This is a genomic window from Pseudomonadota bacterium, from assembly GCA_022361155.1.
GTDB lineage: Bacteria > Myxococcota_A > Polyangia > Polyangiales > JAKSBK01 > JAKSBK01.
The window spans coordinates 1-3,587 of the sequence record JAKSBK010000010.1 but is presented as its reverse complement, the minus strand read 5'-3'; the positions used below and the strand labels follow the sequence as shown (position 1 = coordinate 3,587).

The 3,587-nt window shown below is 62.8% G+C and carries 3 protein-coding genes; 2 read left to right on the top strand and 1 reads right to left on the bottom strand.

The features are described from left to right. Positions 1-580 precede the first annotated feature (580 nt). Entirely contained in the window at positions 581-1,159 is a 579-nt protein-coding gene (locus tag MJD61_00330; GenBank protein MCG8553725.1) for a hypothetical protein, read from the top strand. A 222-nt stretch (positions 1,160-1,381) separates the two neighbouring features. Continuing rightward, positions 1,382-3,022, top strand: a complete 1,641-nt coding sequence (locus tag MJD61_00325) for a lipase maturation factor family protein (GenBank protein ID MCG8553724.1) — start codon at positions 1,382-1,384, stop codon at positions 3,020-3,022. A 114-nt stretch (positions 3,023-3,136) separates the two neighbouring features. Here the strand turns inward: MJD61_00325 and MJD61_00320 are convergent. Then, the coding region (locus tag MJD61_00320; GenBank protein MCG8553723.1) for an integrase core domain-containing protein at positions 3,137-3,587 on the bottom strand (451 nt) is incomplete at its 5' end.

The following is a 3,587-nucleotide window of genomic DNA, read 5'->3' as shown; positions in this document are numbered from 1 at the left end:
GGCATGCTTGGTGCGGTGTGCGAAGCATGACGCAACCACGCTACATCGTGCCTGGAATGACGGTGATGGTCACGCGCCGCACGCTGCGCCGCACCCACCTGTTTCCCACGCAGCGCTGCACGCTCAGCGCTTGGGTTCGTGTACCTTTGCCGCGCCGTTGTGCGTCTCTCCCACACCAGCGGCCCGTAGAGACGCCAAAGAGCCCGACCGGTGACCGTGGGCTCCAGCTGCGAGCCGCCACCGCCGCCCCGTGCCGGATATCCCCAAGCCTCAACGCGGGTCGGGTCGGCTCCCTGCGGCGAATTATGTGCGGGATTTCGGATACAGGACACTAGTAGCGGCCGGCGACATCGTAGCCTATGAAGGGCCCGTGAGCTTGTTCACCCAATATGCCCGGGCCACCCAAGAGCGACTGAGGCAGCGGCGCTCGCGTCCGACTCTGATTGAAGCGCACCTAGCCCGCCTGCCACCACCTGTGCGGCGCTATCTACGGCAGGCGAGAGTACTCGGGCGGCCTCGAGTGCACCACTTCAAAGCGAGCTGGCATGGACGGATTCGCGCTGGTGCTAACCATCCATGGATGGAGTTCACGGCGGAGCAGCATAATTGGCCGAACGAGCCCGCCCGCTTCTTCTTCATGAAGGCCAAACGCAGCGGCGTGCCGGTCGATGTGTATCACGCGTTTGCCGGCGGGACGGCCAGTATGCGCGTGCGGCTGCTGTCGCTTTTTCCGCTAGTCGACGCACGCGGCCCCGAGATGACTCGCGCGGAAACCGTCACGCTGTTCAATGACATATGCTTGCTGGCCCCAGCCGAGCTTGTCGACCCGGAGATCCACTGGCAGCCCATGGACAACCGTTCGGCGCGGGGGCACTACACGGTCGGTTCGAACACGGTCAGCGCCGTGCTGTGTTTCGGTGAGACCGGGGAGCTCGTCGACTTTGTCTCGGACGATCGCCTCGCCGCTTCACGTGACGGCAAACACTTCGTCCAGCAGCGCTGGTCGACCCCGGTCGGGCGGTACAGGAGCTTCGGTCCCGTGCGCGTGCCCAGCCGAGGTGAAGGGCGTTGGCATCCGCCCGAGGGCGAATACGCCTGCCTGGAAATCGAGTTGATCGATCTCCAGATCAATCCAGGCGTTCATGGTGCAGACAGATGAACGATAGCGACTTCCTCCATCGTCGATTGCCCGTCGTGAACAAATGCGTGCACCGACTGGGGCCCTCTCGCGGGACCGAGGCGGAGGGCCGAGACCGAGCTCACGGCGTGCGCTCCCGCGGTGCCAAACCGAGTGCCTTGTAGCCCCGGGCCCGACTGCGCAAGCAGCACCTGGCGCACCGGGGCATACGCTCCCGTGGGGCCCAAGGCGTTGAGGCAACGAATGGAATGGTTCAGGCGCAATTATCTGTCCATCGACCCACGTACTCTGGGTTTCGCTCGCATCGCGCTCGCTCTGCTGCTGCTCGCCGATCTGGGTCAGCGCATCGGATCCGTCGAACTCTGGTACAGCAACTCGGGACTTCTTCCCAATCACACGGGCCTGTGGCAACCGACCCGCCACCGCAACTTCTCCCTCTTCTGGACCTGCTCGCACTGGCCAGAAGCCCTTGTGCTGATGCTCCTGATCGGCATCGTTTACCTTGGCTTGCTCGTTGGCTATCGAACCCGATGGTGTCAGGTGCTAACCCTGCTGGCGCTGGTCAGCCTTCAGAGTCGGGTCGATCTGCTCACGGCCGGTGAAGGTTACGCGCTGTCTAACCTGGTGTGCTGGACCGTGTTTCTGCCGCTCGGACGTCGTTTTTCGGTGGATGCAGTTCTTGCGGATTTGAGGCTTCGCAGCGACCTCGACGATGAGCATCTTGCCGGAGCCCGCCAGCCTGCACGTGATGTGGGGCCCGTGGTCTCCCTCGCTGTGCTGGCTGTGCTTGTTCAGCTGGCGGTGCTCTACTTTTTTAACGCGGTAACCAAGGACGGCCCCACCTGGATGGAGGGCACAGCGGTCTACTACTTTTGGCAGCAGGAACGGATCCTCACCGTCCTCGGATTGTGGGCGCGCGAGCACGCACCGCTGGAGCTGTCGTACGTTCTCACGTACGGTACGTTATTGGCGGAGGCGGCTTTGCCCTGGCTGATCCTGGTTCCCTTCGGACGACCCTGGACCAGGCGGATCGCGATCGCGCTGATCTGCGGCCTACACATCAGCATCGCCTTGCTCTCCAACCTGGGGGTCTTCTCCTACGTCATGATGGTCTACGCAACGCTGCTAGTCGGCAGCAAGGACTGGCAGGCCGTAGAACGTTGGGCTCGAAGCAGGCCCCGGCTGCAGGTGCTGTACGACGGGAGCAACAGGATGTGCTTCCAATTCAGCCGGCTAGTGGACCGTCTGGGTCTATCTGGATACGCCGCACAAGCGATAGCGTCTGCGGGACCTGCGCGTCAAGGATCGCGGGATGACGCGGCTCCCCTGCGGCAGCGGGTGCGTCGTTACGTCACGGTCGCGCGCGAGACCCTAGTGGCCTTGTTGGTCATCGTGGCCACGATGCAACTATGTCTCGAGGTGCGTGTGATCCCGCGTGTTTTCAAGCCCGACCCCATGCCTGAGTGGGCACAAGCAGTGGTCGGCTACACGCGCATGCAGCAAGGATGGCAACTGTTTGCTCCCGATGCCCCGCTGTCCGAGGCGTTCGTGTTGGTCGACGCGGTGACCAGCACCGGACGACATGTCGACCCGCTCGCGGAAGCTGGTGGCTATACTCCGACGCCGCAAGCACGCGCCATCCCGGTCCGGCCTGGCCTAGACACGTTCTGGATCGAATACCATCTGCGCATTCCCGTTTTCTGGCCCTATCACCAACCCCTCAAGGACTGGATCGCTCGCTACCATGAGCGCACCGGGCGAACCGAGGATCGCATCGTACGCTGGGAGGCATTCCTGCTGGAACACGACAGCCCGCGCCCCGGCGAGCTCAGACCCACCCGGCAGCGCTACCGCAAGTTCTTGGAGGATTCCCTTGAGGAGTAGCCTCTACAGAGGGCAAGATCATCGTTCGCTCTGATCCATTATGAGATCGGACTGGACAGGCCCCTGTCTTGGTTCAGCGTGAACGTGACTCCGGGAAGCGGTCTGACTGGAGTGCTAGGCGGCTATTGCGCGAGCCTCCTGACGTCGGCGTGCACGCTCGGCGCGTGCGGTTTCAAGTTTGCGATCACGGGCCTCGAAGATCTCGTTTTCGCGACCCGCGAGCTTGTCCGCTGGCGTGACGTATCCGATGGCGCTGTGTAGGCGGACGGTATTGTAGTGCTCGACGAGCTTGGCGGTGATGCGTCGAGCCTCGTCGATACTGGTGGGTAGAGTCTCCCGCAAGCCAGTTTTGAGCGTGCCGTTGAAGCGCTCGATTTTTCCGTTCGATTGCGGGTAGTAGGGGGAAGTGCGAACGTGGGTCATACCGGCGAGTCGGATGAACTCTTTGAAGTCGCGGGCAATAAACTGCGGTCCGTTGTCCGAGATGATGCGCGGCTTGGCGTCGGGGTAGTGCTCGCGGGCGCGTTGAACGATGGTCTCGACGTCGCTCTCGCTCATCGTCTCT

Excerpts from the sequence above, each read along its gene's own strand:
- MJD61_00330 (MCG8553725.1), top strand. The coding sequence starts at position 581 with ATGGAGTTCACGGCGGAGCAGCATAATTGGCCGAACGAGCCCGCCCGC.
- MJD61_00325 (MCG8553724.1), top strand. The coding sequence starts at position 1,382 with ATGGAATGGTTCAGGCGCAATTATCTGTCCATCGACCCACGTACTCTG.